This window comes from Cytobacillus solani, assembly GCF_001420595.1.
In the GTDB taxonomy this organism is placed as follows: domain Bacteria; phylum Bacillota; class Bacilli; order Bacillales; family Cytobacillaceae; genus Cytobacillus; species Cytobacillus solani.
In genome coordinates, this window is the sequence record NZ_LJIX01000006.1 from 855153 (window position 1) to 871533 (window position 16381).

A 16381-nucleotide genomic window follows, 5' to 3' on the forward strand; every position below is an offset into this window, starting at 1 on the left:
AGCCAGAAAATCACTGAACGAGTTAATGAACATTGATTCAGAAATAAGGCTATTTCATTAAAGGGTGCGATTTTGTAGTAAGAATTACGCAAACATAAGATTTGAAAGCTAAAACGGAGCTGTCCACTATTGGGACAGTTCCGTTTTGGGATTTCAATACTAACTTGTATGGCGTATATCGCTTCGGTTCCCAACAAATCTATCCCATAAGCTTTTCCCATGTAATATGGAAAGCCTGTTTCCAAAGAGCAGCCAAACAAATGATGGCAATCACCATATATAGATAGATTCCATAAGAAAACAACGTGCTGACATAATGCAGACCAGCAAACAATGCAACAAATAGCATTAAACCGAATATAATGGCCGCGTTGCTATTTTGATTGTACTGATCAATAGACTCCGAGAAGGGAATAGACTTTTTCAGAACCATAAAACAAATGACAGCATAAATAATGGCATTTATAAATACAATCACAAGATCGGGCATTACCCTTACGCCAAATAATGCGATAAATACTACACTTAGAAGCAAATAAACGGGTAAATAGAGCTTAAAGATGAACGCCTTGATCGTACCACTAAAGATTGGCTTTAGCTGTTGGATCGGAGCAACCCGGTAGATCCACGCACCCTTATATTTTCCTGAAAACTTTAGGAGGATCATGATGGTCGGGATGATGATTAAGCTAGAATAAATAGTTAAATAGGATTTGCTAGTAGATAGTTCATTAAAATTGTTGTTAAATCCGTTCATGATAAAAATAAAAGGAATCACGATGGAAAACCCCAAAGATGGATAGACCTTCAATTTAAAATCTCGTTCATTTTTCATCATGGAACTGGCAAATCGAAAATAGGCTCTTTCTTCCTTCGTGTGGCATATCACTTTAAGGAACAACTGACGGAGCTTCCCTTGTTTATTTTCTTTTGCCTTTCCATGATACGTGAGCTTTTGAAGATTTTGTTCAAAAGCATCATTAAATTTCATATAAATCCAAATGGATAGAAGAGGAATCAGAATTCCTAAAGCAGTAAAGAGAAGGTAAAACGGCTGATAGGAACCATTCATGATCATTTCCATATTTGCCCCAAACCACATCGGAAAGATAAATATTTGCCACCATTGCGGTTCAAGCGAGACGGATAAGTCTATGAACTGAAAAGAACGAATAAGCAATTGGTACCCAACCATAATCATAAGTGACAGCCCAATTTGAACATAATTGATAATATCTTTTAATTTTTCTCCATCAAAGAATCGCAGAATAAATAAATAGATAAGGGCAGTTAATCCAATGATCAACAGGTCAATTAGGATGATATTTAAGGTTGAAACTATGAAAAACAACAGCCCATTTTTGACAAGCCCAACAATCAAAGGGATACTGACAAGCGCTATCGTAAGGAAAGAAAGATAAATAGCAACATGCACCAGTTTTGCAGTGCTAATTGTTTTTCGATTAACTGGCTTGGGAAACAGGATGTTCCGATCACGAATGTCTAGCAAAACAGAAGAAAAATCCGAAATCATTGATGTCATGACAAAAAAGGTGAATATCCCATAGAAGAGACTCATTTGAAAAAGATAATTTTCACCCAAAAGGACAAATGGAATCGTAAACAGGCCAAATATCACGTAAATCCATAAAGATTTTAAATATTGATTGTTGCTTTCCTGGTCCTTTTTTTTCGCATTTTGTGAGAAAATGGTGGGCACCCGCCGGCCATCCATCGTTAACTTAACTTGTAAAATCTTTCTCATTATCTTGTAATCTACGCCAAAGCTGCTGAAAACTCTCTCAAAACGATCCAATAGTTTCAGCGTGCGAAAGTCTTGCATGCTTACATCTCCTTTACGACCGATACAAATCTTGCACCAAGTTCTTTATGTTCATTAAACCCTGTAAGCTGGTTGAAAATTTGTTCAAGTGACCCCTTCGTATTTTGCTGTTTTAATTCTTCAAATGTCCCGTCTGCAGCAATCTTACCGTCATGCAGGAGAATGATGCGGCTGCTTATTTTTTCGACTACATCCATAATATGAGAGGAGTAGAAAATCGTTTTTCCTTGTTCGGAAAGCTGTGTCATGATTTCTTTGAAAATCATCACGCTATTTGCATCCAGCCCGTTGATCGGTTCATCAAAAAATAAAAGCTCAGGATTATGTAATAAGCTCGAGATAATTAAAAGCTTTTGACGCATCCCTTTTGAGTAAGAGGCAATTCGAGAATAATAGACTTCGCCTATCCCGAATAATTCCATTAGGCTTTTTGCTTTATAATCAGCGAGCTCAAGATCAAGACCATATAATTCGCCAATAAAGGTTAAATACTCTTGGCCGGTTAAATTGTCGTAAACTTCGGCGATTTCCGGTACATAACCAATTTTCCTTTTATAGTCGATATTCCCATCAGAAATATCATGACCGAAGAGTTTGATCTCACCGAAATAATTGTCCTCAATGCCAAGTATGATTTTAACAGTGGTACTTTTTCCGGCTCCATTCGGACCAATATACCCAATGATTTCTCCTTTTTTTACTTGAAGAGAAACGCCATTTAAGACTGACTTTGAACCATAATTCTTCTTCAAATCAGTAATTTCTAATATAACTTCTTCCATCATCTTCATTCTCAACCCCTATTACTGGATTATATATCCATTTAATCTATTCCTAGTGTAACATTAACTCCTTTGCTTACCAAAGATAGAACAGAAAAAATCCTATAAATCACTTTCTGTTGTTCATCTATCTGCATTCCCAGATTAAAGGGGTTAGAATGCTAGAGTGGTTACAATTGCTAATTCAGTTGATTGTGTAAAAAATGGAAACTATTAGGATGACGCTAGTATGGAAAGTTTTTTAAGTCTCTTTTTTTATATAAAAGGGCGCGATTGTTTAACAGGGACACTCTCTTTTACCTAACGGACGCAGGTTAATTGAAGAATGGATATGGTTAAATGGTCTTACGGAGAAAAATATGAATTCGAATAAAATGCATCCCTAAATTTACCATAAATGGTGGTATACTTTAAAAAAGGAGGGAAATTAAGAATGGAATTCAAAATTGGAGATGGTGCCATTGTTCTACCCCCTTTACATATTACAATTATCGCAATAATAATTATTATCTTTTTAGTCAGGTGGAGCAAACAATTAGAAACACGACGTTTTACGGTTTACTTTTACTTTCTGGTTAGCACTTACATTGCACCAATTTTTTCTCACAGTACAAAAGAAGGTGTCTTTCAACTGTGGGTTCCCTTGGGATTTATACTAGTTTTAATTTACTTGTTTAGTAGCAAAAGAATCCATCCATCTAAAATAAAAGCGAGTATTTTAGGACTTTGCTTAGCATTATACCGGTTAATTCTTCAATATATCGGGTAGTATTTGATATTCCACTAAAGGGCACCATTCTGCAGCAAGAATTACGCTCTTTCTTTATGTAAAGGTCATACTATTGTATAAATAGTAAAAGTTTAGACCTTGGTCTATATGTGATAAAATATATCAATAAAATTTAGGAGGCGTTATTTATGAAGTGCAATAAATATGACAGGGTAAATTTAAAAGAGGGAAGCGTATCAAAGGCCCTATAAACTGCGTCAACCCTCATTATTGGAGGGGAATATGTGAATATTTCTTATTCACAACCAACTTTGCAACACAACCAAGTTTTAATTTGGCTGTGTGTTCTGTCTTTTTTCAGTGTACTAAATGAAATGGTTTTGAATGTATCATTACCTGATATTGCCAATGATTTCAATAAACTACCCGCGAGTACAAACTGGGTGAACACAGCTTTTATGATAACCTTTTCCGTTGGAACTGCAGTTTATGGAAAGTTATCTGATCAGTTGGGCATCAAAAAGCTATTCCTATTTGGGATTATAGTAAATTGCTTCGGATCGGTAATTGGGTTTGTTGGACACTCTTTCTTTCCTATACTTATTTTAGCCCGGTTTATTCAAGGGACTGGTGCAGCTGCATTTCCAGCACTCGTGATGGTTACAGTTGCACGCTATATTCCAAAAGAAAACAGGGGTAAAGCATTTGGCCTTATTGGGTCTATAGTAGCTATGGGGGAAGGTGTTGGACCAGCTATTGGTGGAATGATTGCCCATTATGTCCATTGGTCGTACTTGTTGCTTATTCCAACAGTGACAATTATTACTGTTCCATTCCTTATAAAACTCTTGAAAAAGGAAGAAAGAATAAGAAATCAATTTGATATTGCAGGAATTATATTGATGTCTGTAGGTATTGTATTTTTTATGCTGTTTACTACATCATATAGAATTTCTTTTCTGATCATTAGTTTTTTGTCTTTCCTGATATTTGTAAAACATATTAGGAAAGCACCAAATCCATTTGTTGATCCTGAACTAGGAAAAAATGTTTCTTTTGTGATTGGAGTCCTTTGTGGAGGAATTATATTTGGTGCAGTAGCAGGATTTGTCTCTATGGTTCCTTATATGATGAAAGATGTTCACCAATTAAATACTGCAGCAATTGGAAGTGGGATTATCTTTCCCGGAACAATGAGTGTCATCATTTTCGGTTACATTGGAGGATTACTTGTTGATAGGAAAGGTTCTTTGTATGTTCTAAACATTGGGATGGCAATTTTATCTATCAGCTTTATAATCGCTGCCTTTTTTATAGAAGCCACACCATGGCTTATGACAATTATATTAGTTTTTGTTTTTGGTGGGCTTTCGTTCACAAAAACAGTAATTTCTACAATTGTGTCAAGTAGTTTGAAACAAAAGGAAGTTGGTGCTGGAATGAGTTTGCTTAATTTTTCCAGCTTTTTATTAGAAGGAACGGGTATTGCGATTGTAGGCGGATTATTATCTGTACGCTTACTAGATCGAAGGTTGCTACCTATTGACGTTGATCAATCGACTTATTTGTACAGTAATATACTATTACTCATTGTAGGAATCATTGTCATTAGTTGGCTAGTTATCTTGAATGTATATAGACATTCGCGGAGAATTTTCTAAAAGGGTCAAAGGATCAATTTTGAGACAGCGGTTCAAAATTAATTCTAAAGGACTTCAATTTTCTTTGTTCTACAATCGGCGCATTTCTGGAATAAGAAATGCGCCGATTCCTTGTGTAAAGGATAATTTACTGGAACAAAACTTGTTGAGCTAAAGTTGCAGTTTACTTAAATTTTAATACCTATCTGAGTCTGCACAATTAGCAAGAATTACGCTCTTTCTTTATGTATATAAGGCAAAGGACTATAAGTCTGATCAGAAAAATGCTTATTTTCAGAAGCCAATGTATATGATATCAATTTAGAGCAGTGTTTTTATTTGAAAGAAGGAATCAACAAAGAAAAATATAGATAGGGCATTCAGCTAAAGGGCTCTATCCAGGTGCGATACTTCAATAATGAAGCATCGCTTTTTTTTATTCCACTATAATAGCGGAATATGTAAAGAAAAGGATATTGAACTAATGTAAAACCACAAACGATACTTTATCTAATTAAGAGATCGTTATTTTTGACGGTCCCTTTTTATTGAGTGAAAGTAAACAAAAAAGTTTTATTAAAACTAAAAGTGTAACTATTTGTATCTTAATACGTCATTAAAGCAACTAAAAATTTATTAGAAATTCAGTTCGAAAGAGGTGAATTATTTGGAGGAAGAATTGATATTACAAAAGTTAAACGATTGGTACTGGAGTTATAGCGATGAAATTTATCGCTATATCCTTATGTTAACTGCTGATCATGAATTAGCTAAAGATTTAACGCATGATACATTTATTAAAGCGTATAAGAGCATGGAAAGTTTTAGAGGTGAAGCAAGTGTAAGAAATTGGTTGTTTCGTATTGCAAGGAACACAACAATTGACGATGCACGAAAAAGAAAGCCCTTGCGATTTGTAGTTGATTCCTACGCCTCCCTTGCGACAAACGATTATCTTCCAGAGCAAGTTACACAATTAGGAGAAAGTGAGAAAGAACTTTACCATTCACTTTTAAAATTAAAAAGGTCCTATCGAGAGGTAATCATTCTAAGGAAAATAAAGGAGTTAACAATCCAAGAAACAGCAGAAATTTTAGACTGGTCTGAAGGGAAAGTAAAAATTACCTTGTATAGAGCTTTAAATGCCTTAAAGAAACAAATGCTAAAGGAGGGTTATGTACATGAATAAACACAATGAAGAAACTAAGTTCGATGATGCATTTAAGGGTTTTCAAAGTATCGATTTAGATGGGGAAGATAAAAGTATGATCCATACTAAGATGATAAAATCGATAGAAAAAGCTAAAAGCCGAAAAGTTAAGTGGAATAAACAGTCAGTTTTAACAACTGTTCTGTCAGGAATATTAATCATTTTTGCAGGTTATTTTTTAGCTGTTTTTGTAGAAAACGATAATCAAAGTGCTGATGAAAAGGTTAAATCCCCATACACCGAACTTGAAAAACAACTTTCGGATGCATTGAAAACACCTGTATATATTCCATATCATAAGGAACTTCCATTAAAAATGTCTATTCTCATGATGGAAAGTATGATTGTAGGTGAGAAAATAATAGAAAGAAAGCCAACAGTTGCTGGTCTTGCTTACAGCAATTTAGATGCAGATGAAGCGGATGCTAAAGAATATGAAAAAATAACAGAACCAGGAGTAAAAGGAGGAGCACCAATTGAGTTACTTTACGGTGATTTTATAAAAAATGAAAAACATAAGGCTTATATCCATATTTTAAGCAGAGAAGTAAGTACCAGAAGCTTAATTAATTACTTTTTATATGGTGATAAAAAAACAATCGCAGGACATACCGTTATTTATAAAATAACCGAAGATAAAACAGGTAATTACATGTCATTTGCTTTTAAATATGATAATAATACGGTATATGTTTTTGCATTTCCTTTAAATAAAGTACCGGAAGATTTTGCAATATCATTTGTAGAAAAGTCAATTAAGCAAATAATAAGGTGAAATTGCCTAAAATAGCTTGTTTTAAATAAGGGATCAGTCAATGGTCCCTTTTTGTGTTAATAAACATATATGAAGAAAAGGTCTTTTGATCACAAGTTTATGAAGATAAATACTTAAACTATGGTAGCGTTTGTTCAATAGGAAGGTAAGAGATTTTAGGGATTGAGATCATATTTTAATTATTCCATTAAAGGGCCATTTTGAGGAGTATCTTTTCTAAAGGAAATTGGATATTTATGTTAAGATGAATGGGAGTCAATTCAAAAGAAAGGGGATGAGAAATGAAAACTTATCCATTAACATCAATAGATTATGAATGACTAGAAGAATCCAAAACCAAGATTACTCAACTATATGAGGATGATAGACACCATGTTGGTGCAGCGTTAAGAACAAAATTTGGAAATGTAGTTTCTGCAGTACATATAGAGGCATATGTAGGGTGTATCACAGGATATGCAGGGGCAATTGCAAAAAAGGCTTTGATACAATTGTGGCTGTAAGGCACCCATGTTCAGATGAAGAGGAAAGAGAATAAAAGGTTGTCAGCCCATGTGGTATGTGCCGAGAGTTAATCTCGGACTATGCTCCGGATTGCTTTATTATTTTAAATAAGAAAGAGTGTTTCGATAGTCTATTAGTTAAACAAAGGGCAGCTATAAAATGTATTGATGACTAATTAAATCAAGCGATTATAGAGGGGTATATTTATCCTTGCCAAGCCCGACTATGTCAATGGAGGGAAACGCGATGAAAATTACACATTCATTACCTATACAGTCTCAGACTATAGATAGTGCACATAAAAAGTCTAAACAAAGTCAGCAAACGGTGCAGCACGAAACGTATACGAAATCGACACAAGAGCCGTCGTGGAATTATTCAGTGACGGAAGTTTCGGCAACCTATAGTCGGAATTTGTTGTTGCCGACAGATATTAATAAACCAGATTGGAGCCTTATTCCGACGAAAGGGATGCAGGTTCCCTCACAAGAAGAACTGATTGCGCAAATCAAGGCGCTAGCTACCAAGATGGCCAACGCACCGTATCATAAAGATGTTGATCAATTACATGCCCAGTTCAATCGCTTGCATACGCAATATCTGTCGCCCGTCTCACCGGATCGAAAAGCGCTACATGAGCAAGCTATGAGGGTGATTAAGCAGTATGAAGCAGAAAAACCGACTCAGACACGTGAGTTGACGCTTGTCGATTATTTAAATGAAATGGACGAGATTTATACTAAAAATACGACGCAACTAGCAGGTGGTACCGTTAGTTCTAGCATCAATTCACAAGGTGGCTACGACTATGAAGTCAAGGTTGGTGGCCAGACGCTGATGAGCAGCGTAAATGGTCATTGGCTGTACGGCAAAACGCCAGCTGAAGAACAGAAATCCAAGGAATTTTATCAAATCTATTGGTCAGCCATGGATCAAGCAAAGGCTGAATTGAATGGACAATAGAAGATCAGTGGCAACAGACGCTATACAAATCACTGCGGCATGAAAAATGACGAACCATCGGGCATGATGCATCTTCGTTGTTAGATTTATAGACCAATAAAATATAAGGAAGTGTGTTTATGAGTGGGGAGAAGGTGTTAAAAACATTTCTGTTTGATGTAACTGAAGAACCAAAAAGTATTTATCCATTCTCTCCTGTTTACAAGGTTGAACAGGGAGATAAGTCTTACATTGTAAAGAATACGCGTGCACCTATTGAAAAGGCGATGAGGATTGCAAGTTTTGTTGAGCGATTGCGTAAACTTGGTGTTCCTATTGTTACCCCAGTTCCAATTGGTGTTGACAATCCACAACAAATAGATGAAATAGTCTGGGTCGTTTATCCTTTTATCAAGGGCAAGTCCTACACAGGAAAAGATGAGGAAATATACGAGGCTGGTATGCTGCTTGGCCACATTCATTCCTTATCATCGACGAATAACGAAGAAGGTCTGAGAACCTATAATGAGTTTGATTTAGAAGAACAGGAAATAATGGAGGATCTGGAAAAAATAAAAGGTTATGCTGAAAAAAGAGGATTGTCACTGGATGAAGGTCATTTAAGAAGACAAATGCTAAGAATTATTGAAAAGCAGGACACCTTAAAGGCTTTGGATTTACCATCAGTTGCTACACCTTATGATTATAAGGCAGATAATCTTATTTATAATGACAGTGTAAAACCTTATCTCATTGACCCGGATAACGCTGTCTTTTTACCAAGAATCTATGATTTAGCACTAACATTACTCCTTTTTCACAATGTATTGGATACAGCACCCGGCCGTGTATTTGATATCAAACAATGGTTCTTGTTTAAAAAGGGATATTTTCAGTTTGTGAAGATTACTGATATTGAAAGAAAACATTGGCAAGATGTTGTAAAACATGTTTTTTTGGATGAAGTAATCTGGTTGATGGCAGATTTTGAAGAAGGGTGGGATGACCAAAGACAAGTCGGTCTTTTCAATTCTCTATTATCACTAGTCAATGATATGAAATTCTATGATTTAAAATAATAGTTTTTATGAATTGTTCATTACCCTTGTAGGAGTTTTAACAATCAGCAGTAGTGACAAAGGAAGAAGGGTTTATCTTTATATGTATTCGGATTTTTATGTGGAAAAATGTTAAATATCAAGGAATGGGGTGCATCTAATGAATATAAGAGTTGTAGATTATAACCAAAAATTGGAACAATGAGTATAAAAAAGAAGAACTGTCTATTAAGACTTTCCTTCAAGAAGAACTGGTAAATAGTTTTCACATTGGCAGTACATCAGTTCCAGGTCTAAAAGCAAAACCTATCATCGATATTCTGCTTGTGGTCAAAGACATCAGTGAATTAGATACTTACTCTGAACAATTTGAAAATCTTGGTTATGAAGTCATGGGTGAATTTGGAATTGAAGGAAGAAAGTACTTCCGTAAAGGCGGAGATAATCGGACACATCAAATTCATGCTTTCCAGTATGATAATATTCAAGAAATCGAAAGACACCTATCGTTTAGAGATTATCTTCGCCAAAATCCAGAAATAAGCAAAGAATATGGAGAATTAAAAAGTAAATTAGCTGAAAAATATCCCACTGACATTGATGGCTATGGTGACGGTAAAAACGATTTTGTCAAAAAAATAGAAAAAAAAGCCCTCGAATGGCATTGGTCAGTCCGTTAATATAGCGCTCATTTTCCATTTTAGGGCCATTTTCTGGAATAATATTCAACAAGGAAATTGGATATTTATCTTAACGTTAGTATGGAGTTTATGAAGGATTGAAGGATGTAGGTTACTTCAATAAGTGGAGATTAAATAAGATGACCCCGTCACAATATCGAGATCATCTGTTAGTAGGCTCTTTTATTTAACTTTCCATAATCATTTCATTATATTTCTGGATAATTTTTTTCCAATCATTCCTTTTTTTATCACAGGCATTAATTAACTTTTTAAGTTTATTATTAATTTCTTTATCTATTATCTTATTTCTCTCAAGATGAACCTCTAACGCAACTAATAATATTTTTGCTAAGTCCAATTCCCCAATATTCAATGAATCTAAATTTGCAGGGAAGAACTTCATTAACATATTATGTGCAACAGTGCTATCCTCTTTAGAGTAAATCAAATCATAGAGTATTTCAAAGTTTTTGGCATGCTCCTTGCTTTCGATGGTTCTAAAAAAAGTACCATCATCAGATAACTCGGCATTTGGCGTTCCAACAAAAATCGTATTGCCGCCAACATCCGTTATATTGAATCTTCTATCATCCTTTAGGTCTTTCAATTTTGAAATCCTCGGAATGCCAGAACGTGGAATCTTTCCGATATTTTGTTTCAAGCCGGTAGTAAATGTTTCATAAACACGATTAACATCATCTACTCTTAAATAACACATATGGGGATTCTCAGAAGGCACTGTTTTTTTACTTCCATAAAAATGCATCTCAAGTGTACCGTATCTCATAACTGCATATGGATTTGGACGAGTATAAACCTCAACGTTTTCAAAACCAAGTTTTTCATAAAATGAAACTTGTTCCCTTATTGATTGACATGGCAAAATTGGAATGATTTTATCCACAAAATTTCAACCTCCATTAAGATTGTGAAATAACGTATACTTTTATAATACAATATTCATGCAAATGATAATGTTTGAGGTTTTTTAACCCTTTAATTAAGGTGTTTTTTAAAAAAAGTTGTCATGTAGTTTAATTATTAATTATAGTTTTAAAGAAGGGGTTTCAAATGAAAGGGATTGAAATAGCGAACAAATTAAATATAAGCACGAGTGCATTAAGGCATTATGAATCTTGGGGACTTGTTCCTAAAGTTGAGAGAGCAGAAAATGGTTATCGAATCTATACAAAGGAACATGAGGCTTATTTTCAATGTATTCGTGCACTATATTCTGGATTTGGGATGGATTTGGTTCGAGAGGTTATGCCACTTATTATAAATGAAAAAAAACTTGATGCTTTGTGGTTAATTAACAAGGCACAAGTTGACCTTCAAGCAGAAAAGGAAACTGCACAGCGAACTGTTGAAATGCTAGATTTAAAAGAATTAACTGATATTCCAAAGTATCGTAATAAAAATTCATTTACGATTGGAGAGGTTGCTAAAGAAGCAAAAGTCTCTACTTCCTCTATTAGACATTGGGAAAAGGAGGGGTTAATAAAACCTAAACGTCACAATGAGAGTGGATTCCGAATGTATAGTCCAGCTGATATTCGTAAAGTCCTTATTATACGCACTATTCAAAGAGTAGCTTATTCCTTGGATATCGTTCGTTCAGTATTGTCGGAACTTGATAAAAATAATGTTGCTCAGGCTAAAGAAATTGCTCTTAAATCCATGCAATATATCGATTATGCATTAGTTGAGCAAGTACGGGGAATTGCCTATTTGCATAACCTTTTAGAAATCGTTTCAAACAAGGAGAGATAAGAAATATAATGTTGTTTTATTAACATTTATATAATGTTTGATCTTCTGTAATCGGGCGCTGATCTAAAACAAGGAAAATCGTCATTCTTTATGAAATGGGCCAGAATAGCTACCCAAAAAGAAAGTGTGGTGGTGTATTCAATGCAAAAGTGTAAGAACTGTAACATGCAGTTTAGTTGGGTTAATATTTATAAATCTTTTTGGTGGGGATATAAACCAATTGAATGTGAAACCTGTAATACTGAACATAGAATAACAGTTCTTGGAAGGATAATATTTGTATCTTTGACGATCTTACCAATGCTGGTATTTGGATATTTCTTTTCACCCTTTGATCATGCTTTTGCAACAATGGGGGTAGGAATTGCTATTTTAATAATCGGTTCTCTTTTTACACCCTATTTGGTTAAATACAAAAAGGTAGATCAGTAATCATAGCGCTGAAGAATTGTCTCCAGCGCAGCCATCCGTTTCAAGTTCTAAATCTTTCCAACAGCTGAGAAATGATTTTCATCGTTTCCTCCACCGATTCCATCACATTTGGCATTTGTGCAATCCATAGAGTAGATTCATTCAGCACACCTGAGAGGATATGTGTTAACGCATCAATGGATATCGATTCAAAGTACCCTTGCTGCTGCATCAATTGGAGTTGCTCGTGTAATAGCCGCATAGAGCCTTGTTCATCCATGCTTCGCCAAGTTTCCCAACCTAGCACTGCTGGTCCATCTATAAGCATGATTCGCTTATTTTTTTGTTCGACGGCTGTAGTAACAAAGGTACGGCATCCAAGAATTAGCTGGTCCATACATCCTTGCTCTTGCCTGACTCAGTTTCCACCTTTTCCGCAACTTCATTTTGAACAGATTCTAGTACTGCGAGAAAAAGCCCTTTTTTACTCCCAAAATGGTGATAGACTGCCCCTCGAGTTAATTTAGCTTCCTTCACTATTTCATTCAATACAGTAGCTGCGTAGCCATACTCGGTAAAATGCTTTCTAGCTACTTCTTTGAGTTGGTTAATTGTTTCGTTAGTTTCTTCCCTACTTCTTTTCATGAAAAGTAATTCTCCTGTTCTTGTCATTACTCATAGAATTTCCAATAGACCTAGAGCTTCTTGATCTCCCGAACTGACTAGAGAACGTAATCCGTGACGAATAACCCAGTTAATGGCACCTATTCTAGCTGATTTAGTCGACGTAGTTGGCAAGTGAAATGTCGCCCTTTGCTAGTTACAAAGCGATGATGAATAGGTAATATAATTACTATCCCGTCAATAAGGCAGAACGCAATCGCAATCGCAAACAAACCTAGTGAATGTGTAGATAGATAAAGGAGGCCCCATTATGACGTCTCATACTCGTATTAAAATCCCAGCAGGATTCTGGGCAGGATTACTTCAATTAGGAATTTCCGCCAACGATGTGGTTCGAAAAGCACGACTGCCGCTTACGATTATTACTGAACCAGTTGTCACCACGGCCCAATACTTCGCGATCTGGCAGGCTTATTCTGAGATCATGGATGACACTGCCAAAGGAATCATCCAGCTTACGACCGGATTTGAAACAGCGCATTACCCACCGACCGTCTTAGCGACTTACCATGCTCGTGACTACCGCGACGCTCTAAAGCGAATGGTTCGGTACAAACAACTGTGCCCTCCCGAAAGCTTACGTATCACCGAGGAAGATGAGCATTGTACAATCGAACTAGATTGGTTGGATACCGAGCAACCCGGACCACCGATGCTAGTTGGTATCACACTGGCATTTCTTATGGAGCTAGGGCGCCGGGGCACAGGTCAACCATTAACGGCAAAGCTTGTCGAATTTTCGCACTCAATGGGTGATGTACAGGCACTTGAAGCTTACTTCGGCTGCCGTATCCGGATCGGTGCAAATGGGAATCGGCTGACACTGCATCGAGAAGATCTGGACCGCCCCTTTGTCTCGTACAACGCAGAGTTGCTGGAGATTCTGACTCCCGTACTGGATCAATCGTTAGATGAGCAGCAACGGAGCCACTCAATCACCGAGATGGTTATGTGGATCATGAAACGTAGTCTGACAGGAGGGCGCCCCGAAATTCAGACTATCGCGAGCGAGTTGGGAATGAGCGATCGTACCTTGCAGCGCCGGCTTACTGATGAAGGCACAAGCTTCAAGCATCTGTTGACAAAAGTCCGACATGAGCAGGCACGAGAGTACTTGGCAGACCCCTCGCTCGATATTAAAGAAGTGGCTTTCCTGATTGGATATGAGGACCAGAACTCGTTCTACCGTGCCTTCCGCCTTTGGGAAGGGAATACCCCTTCAAATTGGCGTACTGAACATTTAGGTGCAAACTCAATACATTGATTTTGTCTTAAAAGTAGTTTTTTATCACTATATTAAAAGCCGAAAAGAGGAAAACCTAATAATAATTACAAAATAATAGGAACGGTTTTTATAGAAATTTTTTATTATCAAAATAAGTAAGTTAGAAGGAGAAATGTATGATGGATATGGGATTAAATAATAAAACAGCTTTAGTTACAGGATCAACGAAAGGGATAGGTAAAGCAATAGCCATTGAACTTGCCAAAGAAGGGGTTAATGTACTAATTAATGGACGAAATGATGAAGAGGTAGAACGAATTGTAAATGAAATTAAATCGGAATTCCCGGCTACCTCTCCCGGGAATGCTACAGCCGATATTGTGGATATTCATCAAAGAGAAGCTTTGTTTGAAAAATATCCCCATATTGATATTTTAGTTAACAATATGGGGATTTATGAAATGATGCAATATGAGGACGTTGACGATGAAGTATGGGAAAATTACTTCCGTACGAATGTTCTTGCAGCAAATGGATTAACTAAATTTTATTTACCTAAAATGTTGAAAAATGATTATGGCCGCATTATCTTTATTGCGAGTGAAGAAGCAATTATGCCTTCAGGGCAAATGCCTCAGTATTGTATGACCAAATCAATGCTATTATCATTGTCAAAAAGTTTATCTAAATTAACAATAGGAACAGAAGTTACAGTCAATACAATCATGCCAGGACCAACACTCTCTGAAAATGTGCATCAAATAATTGAGGGTATATACCCTAACGAAGAGATGACTTTTTCAGAAAAAGAGAAAGAATTTATGACTACAAACCTACCTCAATCTGAAATACAGCGATTTATCAAGCCAATTGAAATAGGCAGACTAACTACATTTGTATGCAGCCCATATGCATCCGCATTTAAAGGTTCTCCCATCCGTATGGATGGGGGAATGGTACCGACTATTTTTTAACATTTTTCTAATTTTAATAATGTAAATAAGTTAAGATATGTATAACAATAGGCTGCTCTAATACTACAGTATTGGAGCAGCCTAATTCCTATCATATTATAGCTTTAAAACAAGAAGTAACATAGAATCCCACTTAATTATTTGCCCCTCTGGCACGCTTCAATCATCTTTTCATAAGCAGTCTCTGATCTATTTAGTAAATCAGGTTTTATCAGCCCAATTGAATCAAACTATATTTTTATCCAACACCTTTTCTACAAACTAGAACAAGGATTGGCGCTCATTTTTCATATTAGGGCCATTATATGGAACAGCACCTTAAAAGAAAATGGGATATCTATGTTAAAAATTAGAAGAGATTATGTAGGTTCGTGCTCAAACTATCGGGGAATTGGTTGAAGAAGGGCATAAAAAATAATATAATAAAAACGAACGTACATTCGGTTTAGAAGGGTGGATATAATTGAGTACATACTGCAAAAGCGCATTAAATCAAATCAAAATAGCATTAAAAGCTACTGCTGAGATAATCGATAAATTAGAAGAAGCTGACTTACAAAAGAGACCTTCTTTAAATAAGCGTTCGATAGGGGAACTGTTAGAACATATTGCAATTATCTGTAAAGCTGATTTACTCATTTCAAACGGTGCAACACAAGAAGAGATGAAAGAATTCTATTCAAGTGTTCTATTTAAAAACATAAAAGATATAAAAGATGCTTTAGTTGTTAATTATAAATGTCTAAAAGAATGCTATATGAAATTTACAGAAGCTGAACTTCAAGAAAGTATTACCTCCTATTGGGAAGTAACATACACAAGGTTTGAGTGGTTGTTAGAGATTTTAGCACACGTTTATCATCACAGAGGTCAACTACACTCTATGCTTGTCCACTGTTATGGAAAAGACCCAAATATTTTATTGTTTGAATAGTCTTTCTTCTTAAGTTAAAATGAGGGTGTTAGTTGATTAAGCATGAAATGATTTTAGAACTTGTTACATGTTTAAGTTGTTCCATTAAGAGTGCGATTCAGCAGCAAAGCTCAGCACTCATTTTCATTTTAGGGTTATTTTCTTGAATACTACTCAATAATAAAAGTTAGATATTTATGCTAGTACCTGAAGAAGAATGAGGTTGACTAAAGT

Annotated in this window: 18 protein-coding genes; 13 read left to right on the forward strand and 5 right to left on the reverse strand. The window is 35.8% G+C overall.

Annotated features, from left to right (window positions below; genetic code table 11):
* Positions 1–199 precede the first annotated feature (199 nt).
* Together AN957_RS06070 and AN957_RS06075 are read right to left on the reverse strand one after the other, a co-directional pair.
* Positions 200–1843: a hypothetical protein gene (locus AN957_RS06070; protein WP_053474665.1), complete on the reverse strand. Its 1644-nt coding sequence runs from the start codon at positions 1841–1843 to the stop codon at positions 200–202.
* 2 nt (positions 1844–1845) lie between these two features.
* A complete protein-coding gene (locus tag AN957_RS06075) occupies positions 1846–2625 on the reverse strand; it encodes an ABC transporter ATP-binding protein (protein WP_053477445.1) in 780 nt (259 codons plus the stop codon).
* Between the two features lie 918 nt (positions 2626–3543).
* On the opposite strand from AN957_RS06075, the gene AN957_RS29080 reads away from it, so the two are divergent.
* The 8 genes from AN957_RS29080 to AN957_RS29085 all read left to right on the forward strand — a co-directional run bounded on the left by AN957_RS29080 (position 3544) and on the right by AN957_RS29085 (position 10355).
* Positions 3544–3606 carry a tetracycline resistance efflux system leader peptide gene (locus AN957_RS29080; protein ID WP_142108989.1) on the forward strand — a complete coding sequence of 21 codons (63 nt, stop codon included), beginning with the start codon at positions 3544–3546 and terminating at the stop codon, positions 3604–3606.
* 33 nt (positions 3607–3639) lie between these two features.
* Positions 3640–5016, forward strand: a complete 1377-nt coding sequence (tet, locus tag AN957_RS06085; RefSeq protein WP_053474667.1) for a Tet(L)/Tet(K)/Tet(45) family tetracycline efflux MFS transporter — start codon at positions 3640–3642, stop codon at positions 5014–5016.
* 658 nt (positions 5017–5674) lie between these two features.
* The gene (locus AN957_RS06090) at positions 5675–6184 is read left to right on the forward strand and encodes an RNA polymerase sigma factor (protein ID WP_053477446.1); all 510 of its coding nucleotides are present in this window, start codon (positions 5675–5677) and stop codon (positions 6182–6184) included.
* Positions 6177–6980 (forward strand): hypothetical protein, encoded by an 804-nt coding sequence (locus AN957_RS06095; RefSeq protein WP_056682856.1) that lies wholly within the window; start codon positions 6177–6179, stop codon positions 6978–6980. Before AN957_RS06090 ends, AN957_RS06095 begins: the two co-directional genes overlap by 8 nt.
* Before the next feature lie 750 nt (positions 6981–7730).
* Complete coding sequence (locus AN957_RS06100; RefSeq protein ID WP_056682857.1) at positions 7731–8447, forward strand: hypothetical protein; 717 nt, start codon at positions 7731–7733, stop codon at positions 8445–8447.
* Positions 8448–8566: 119 nt separating this feature from the next.
* Complete coding sequence (locus tag AN957_RS06105; protein WP_056682862.1) at positions 8567–9505, forward strand: phosphotransferase enzyme family protein; 939 nt, start codon at positions 8567–8569, stop codon at positions 9503–9505.
* Positions 9506–9711: 206 nt separating this feature from the next.
* Entirely contained in the window at positions 9712–10164 is a 453-nt protein-coding gene (locus tag AN957_RS06110) for a GrpB family protein (protein ID WP_342668510.1), read from the forward strand.
* Between the two features lie 98 nt (positions 10165–10262).
* Positions 10263–10355, forward strand: a complete 93-nt coding sequence (locus AN957_RS29085; protein WP_075209093.1) for an IS3 family transposase — start codon at positions 10263–10265, stop codon at positions 10353–10355.
* Here AN957_RS29085 and AN957_RS06115 read toward each other — a convergent pair.
* Positions 10352–11071: a VOC family protein gene (locus AN957_RS06115; RefSeq protein ID WP_056682865.1), complete on the reverse strand. Its 720-nt coding sequence runs from the start codon at positions 11069–11071 to the stop codon at positions 10352–10354. The genes AN957_RS29085 and AN957_RS06115 overlap by 4 nt on opposite strands.
* A gap of 167 nt (positions 11072–11238) precedes the next feature.
* On the opposite strand from AN957_RS06115, the gene AN957_RS06120 reads away from it, so the two are divergent.
* Complete coding sequence (locus AN957_RS06120) at positions 11239–11940, forward strand: MerR family transcriptional regulator (RefSeq protein ID WP_053474673.1); 702 nt, start codon at positions 11239–11241, stop codon at positions 11938–11940.
* Between the two features lie 141 nt (positions 11941–12081).
* On the forward strand, positions 12082–12372 hold the full coding sequence (locus tag AN957_RS06125; RefSeq protein WP_053474674.1) for a TIGR04104 family putative zinc finger protein: 291 nt from the start codon (positions 12082–12084) through the stop codon (positions 12370–12372).
* A 40-nt stretch (positions 12373–12412) separates the two neighbouring features.
* Here the strand turns inward: AN957_RS06125 and AN957_RS28965 are convergent, their stop codons facing one another.
* Positions 12413–12748 carry a hypothetical protein gene (locus AN957_RS28965; RefSeq protein WP_342668463.1) on the reverse strand — a complete coding sequence of 112 codons (336 nt, stop codon included), beginning with the start codon at positions 12746–12748 and terminating at the stop codon, positions 12413–12415.
* Positions 12736–12996 (reverse strand): TetR/AcrR family transcriptional regulator, encoded by a 261-nt coding sequence (locus tag AN957_RS28970; protein WP_342668464.1) that lies wholly within the window; start codon positions 12994–12996, stop codon positions 12736–12738. The genes AN957_RS28965 and AN957_RS28970 overlap by 13 nt, the downstream gene beginning before the upstream one ends.
* A 289-nt stretch (positions 12997–13285) precedes the next feature.
* Here AN957_RS28970 and AN957_RS06135 point away from each other — a divergent pair, with 289 nt between their 5' ends.
* The 3 genes from AN957_RS06135 to AN957_RS06145 all read left to right on the forward strand — a co-directional run bounded on the left by AN957_RS06135 (position 13286) and on the right by AN957_RS06145 (position 16168).
* Positions 13286–14299 (forward strand): AraC family transcriptional regulator, encoded by a 1014-nt coding sequence (locus tag AN957_RS06135; protein WP_056682868.1) that lies wholly within the window; start codon positions 13286–13288, stop codon positions 14297–14299.
* A 140-nt stretch (positions 14300–14439) separates the two neighbouring features.
* Positions 14440–15234, forward strand: coding sequence for an SDR family NAD(P)-dependent oxidoreductase (locus tag AN957_RS06140; protein ID WP_053474676.1), 795 nt, complete (start codon positions 14440–14442; stop codon positions 15232–15234).
* A 463-nt stretch (positions 15235–15697) separates the two neighbouring features.
* Positions 15698–16168, forward strand: coding sequence for a DinB family protein (locus tag AN957_RS06145; RefSeq protein ID WP_056682871.1), 471 nt, complete (start codon positions 15698–15700; stop codon positions 16166–16168).
* Positions 16169–16381: the final 213 nt, after the last annotated feature.